Annotated in this window: 6 protein-coding genes; 1 reads left to right on the top strand and 5 read right to left on the bottom strand. The window is 65.8% G+C overall.

Features of this window, described 5'->3' with window-relative positions; translation table 11 throughout:
• The 4 genes from trpF to ABWP50_RS05520 all read right to left on the bottom strand — a co-directional run.
• The coding region (trpF, locus tag ABWP50_RS05535) for a phosphoribosylanthranilate isomerase (protein ID WP_502950985.1) at positions 1 to 310 on the bottom strand (310 nt) is incomplete at its 3' end.
• On the bottom strand, positions 307 to 987 hold the full coding sequence (gene pyrF, locus ABWP50_RS05530) for an orotidine-5'-phosphate decarboxylase (RefSeq protein ID WP_353216995.1): 681 nt from the start codon (positions 985 to 987) through the stop codon (positions 307 to 309). The genes pyrF and trpF, both read right to left, overlap by 4 nt.
• Positions 988 to 1,003: 16 nt before the next feature.
• A complete protein-coding gene (locus ABWP50_RS05525) occupies positions 1,004 to 1,273 on the bottom strand; it encodes a hypothetical protein (protein WP_353216994.1) in 270 nt (89 codons plus the stop codon).
• Between the two features lie 29 nt (positions 1,274 to 1,302).
• A complete protein-coding gene (locus ABWP50_RS05520) occupies positions 1,303 to 2,076 on the bottom strand; it encodes a competence/damage-inducible protein A (protein WP_353216993.1) in 774 nt (257 codons plus the stop codon).
• 80 nt (positions 2,077 to 2,156) lie between these two features.
• Here ABWP50_RS05520 and map point away from each other — a divergent pair, with 80 nt between their 5' ends.
• Complete coding sequence (map, locus tag ABWP50_RS05515) at positions 2,157 to 2,996, top strand: type I methionyl aminopeptidase (protein ID WP_353216992.1); 840 nt, start codon at positions 2,157 to 2,159, stop codon at positions 2,994 to 2,996.
• A gap of 126 nt (positions 2,997 to 3,122) precedes the next feature.
• On the opposite strand, the gene ABWP50_RS05510 is transcribed toward map, so the two are convergent.
• Positions 3,123 to 3,827: a peptidylprolyl isomerase gene (locus tag ABWP50_RS05510; RefSeq protein ID WP_353216991.1), complete on the bottom strand. Its 705-nt coding sequence runs from the start codon at positions 3,825 to 3,827 to the stop codon at positions 3,123 to 3,125.
• Between the last annotated feature and the right edge of the window lie 76 nt (positions 3,828 to 3,903).

Raw genomic sequence — 3,903 nt, 5'->3', positions numbered from 1 at the left:
GCCACACCGGCAGACCATAGCGCGATTTCAGCTCGGCCAGCCGCTGCGCCGACACGTCATGCAGCTGCAAAATGGTGACGCCGGCGGCCACCACGGCCTCAACCAGCGCATCATCGGGCGCCACCAGCACCGCCACCCGCCCCACCGATGCCGGCACGCGCGCAATCAGGCCGGCAGCCTGCGCCGGCGAAGCGTAGCGCGGGCTGGGCGCAAAGAAATTGAAGCCGATGTGCGCCGCGCCGGCGGCCACCGTGGCATCGAGCACATCTTGCGTCGTCACGCCGCAGATCTTGAACGCCACATGGCTCATGCCAGACTGGCCGCAATCGCTGCTGCCGCAACCGCCGGATCGCTGGCCGACGTGATCGGGCGGCCGATCACCAGCACGCTGGCACCGGCGGCCACGGCTTGCGGCGGAGTCATGACGCGTTTCTGATCGCCCACCGCGCTGCCGGCCGGCCGCACGCCCGGCACCACAAACAGGCCGGCGGGCCACACAGATTTCACCGCAGCCACTTCGTGCGGCGAACACACAATGCCATCCAGACCCGCACCCTGCGCCAATCGCGCCAGCCGCGCCGCCTGCGCCGCCGTGCCATCACTTACCCCGGCCGCCAGCAGATCGGCGTCGTCCAGGCTGGTCAGCACCGTCACCGCCACCACCCGCGTTGCCGGCAGGGCCGCCGCGCGCGCCGCCGCCAGCATCTCCGCGCCGCCAGCGGCATGCACGGTCAGGATCGATGGCGCCAGCGGCGCCAGGCTGGCAACCGCGCCGGCCACCGTATTGGGAATATCGTGCAATTTCAGATCGAGAAACAACGGCAGATCGCAGCCCGCCATCACCGCCGCCACCCCGGCCGCACCGTGCGCACAGAAAAACTGCAGCCCCAACTTGATGCCGCCGACATGCGGGGCCACGCTGGCCACCAGCGCGCGCGCCGCTGCAACATCGGCCACATCAATGGCTACAAATACCGGACCGCGCATGCCCGCAGACCCCAATTCAAACATCCGCCGGCGCTGCGATTTCCGCAACTTCGGCCTTTGCCGGGCTGCGGCTGCGGCGCGCTTCGATCAGCGGCCGCATCAGCCCGTGCCAGATCCAGGTGGGCACAACGCCGGTAAAAAACGCCGCCGCGAGCAGAAGTGGCAGCGGCACCGGGGCCAGCGTGCCATCCGGCAGCACGAAATCCACCAGCGTCCAATTGGACACGGCCAGCAGCACAAAGCCCACCGCAATCGCAGCCAAAAACAGCCAGCGAATCATCGACATGTCACGGCCTTTCCGCTGAACATCGCCGTTCACAATTCCCCATCAACCGGCGCAATCCCGATGGCATCCAGCGCGGCCATCAATTGCTGCGCCACATCGGCCAGCTGTTCGACGCTGGTTGATCGCATGACGAAATTGGCGCCGGTCTTGCCTTCGCGCCAGAACGGATAGCTGCCGATCTGCACGCCCGGATTGGCGCGTTCGGTCCGGCGCAGCACCTCGGCCGCCTTGCTCTCCTGCGTCCACGCCGCCACCGTGCGCGACAACACCGGCGCGCCGCCGGGCAATTTCCCATCGAGCGCCGCCAGCATGCCTTGGGTGATCATCGGCACACCGGCCATGATGAAGATATTTTCCACCCGGATGCCAGGCGCCTTGGTGCGCGGATTTTCGATAAGGCTGGCGCCTTCGGGCGTGCGCGCCATGCGCAGCCGCGCGTCGGTCAACTGGTCGCCATAATGCGCCGCCAATATGGCCTGCGCATCCGGGTGCACGATCACCGGCCGGCCCAGCGCAGCGGCAATGGCATCCACGGTGATATCATCGTGGGTGGGGCCGATGCCGCCGGTGGTGAACAGATAGTCGTGCACGCTGCGCAGCGCGTTCACCGCATCGCCGATGGCGTCCATATCGTCCACCACCACGCGCACTTCTTTCAGGCGAATGCCCTGCACGCCCAGCCATTTGGCCAGATAGGCGATATTGGCATCCTGGGTGCGGCCCGACAAGATCTCGTCACCGATCACCACCAAAGCGGCGGTGTAGATACGGTCGGGGGCAGAAGCGGGGCTGGCGTCGGTCATACCCCCGTCTTTACGGCGCGGCGCCGGGCTTGTCATGCCCAACATGGACTTGATGGCGTCGCAGCGGTAAGGAAGCGCAGATGACGCAAGCCCTCTATACCACTGTGATGGACCCGCACGAAGGCCAGCTCCGCCTGCACGGGCCGGCCGGCTTTGAGGCCATGCGCGTCGCCGGGCGGCTGGCTGCGTCGGTGCTCGATCACCTCACCCCGCATGTCCTCCCCGAAGTCGCCACACTCGATCTGGACAAGATGGCCTGGGAATTCGTCCGCGCTGCCGGCGCTGCATCGGCAACCGTGTTTTATCGCGGATTTTCCCACTCGCTGTGCACATCGGTAAACCATGTCGTCTGCCACGGCATCCCCGGCCCCAAGCGCCTGAAAAGCGGCGATATCATCAATATTGATGTCACCGTCGTCGTAGATGGCTGGTACGGCGACACCAGCCGCATGTTCCTGGTCGGCGATGTGCCACTCAAGGCCCGCAAGCTGGTCGACGTCACCTATGAATGCCTGATGCTGGGCATCGAACAGGCCCGGCCCGGCAACACGCTGGGCGATGTCGGCCACGCCATCCAGACCCACGCCGAACGCAACCGCATGAGCGTGGTGCGCGATTTCTGCGGCCACGGCCTCGGCCAGGAATTCCACACCGCACCAAATGTCGTGCATGTCGGCCGGCCAGGCCGCGGCGTTGTGCTGCGGCCCGGCATGTTCCTCACCATCGAGCCGATGATCAACGCCGGCGGCCCCGCCGTGAAAATCCTCGATGATGGCTGGACCGCCGTCACCCGCGACCGGTCGCTATCGGCGCAGTTCGAACACAGTATCGGGATCACCGAAACCGGCAACGAGATTTTCACGCTCAGCCCGAACGGCTGGTACGCGCCGCCTTACGCGGCGACGGCCGAAGAAAAATAAAAGCCTCCGGCGGGCAGGGGTGACCCCTGCACCCATTTTTTGGATGGGCGCTGACACCGCAATATAGAGGCTGAACCAAAACAACCGGGTGTAGGGGTCACCCCTGCCCGCCGGAGGCATTTTCCCTTATCTTTTCTTCGGCAAAGCCTTTTTCACAGCCGGCTTGATCGGCAACGGCACCAGCCGTTTGACGCTGATGATCTTTACCGGCGCTTCGATCATCTGGCCCTGCATCGCGCCGATGCCTTTGGTGGCGGAGATCGGCACGTTCAGGATCCGGCGCACCACATCCATGCCTTCGGTAACGCGGCCGAACACGGCATAGCCCAGGTTGTCGCCGGCTGCGGCTGGATTGGCATCCAGCGCCTTCAGATTGCCGAGGATGATGAAGAACTGCGCCTGAGCGGTGCCCGGCGCGCCGCGGGCCAGGCTGATGGAGCCTTCGTCGTGAGTCAGGCCGGTGGCGGTGGTGGGTTCGTGGGCTACGGGCGGCAGCAGCTTGCGGCCATCCTGGATGCCGCCCTGCACCAATCCCATGCTGCCATCCGGCGTGATCTTGTAAGCGCGGTAAAAGGCGCTGCCGTCCAGCCGCTGCTCATCGACATGGCGCAATATATATTTGGCGGTGACCGGCGCACGTTCGGTGGCCAGCGCCATCGTGATCGGGCCAAATTCGGTGGTCATCACGATAGCCACAGTCGCTGGGACGGGGGCTGGAACGGGGGCCGCAGCGGGCACCGGCGGCTGCGGCTGCGCGGCGGGCGGCGTCTCTTGCGCCCATAACGGAACGGCGGCGAGCAGGGCGGCAATCAACAGGGTGCGGCGAATCATGGCCTATCCTAACCTGTCCATCTGTCAGCGCTATGGCTGCACGCCGAACTGCTGCCGGGCCATGGCGGTGCGCTGG

This window comes from Sandarakinorhabdus sp. (genome assembly GCF_040398645.1).
In the GTDB taxonomy this organism is placed as follows: Bacteria; Pseudomonadota; Alphaproteobacteria; order Sphingomonadales; family Sphingomonadaceae; genus Sandarakinorhabdus.
This window is presented reverse-complemented; position numbering and strand designations above follow the sequence as displayed.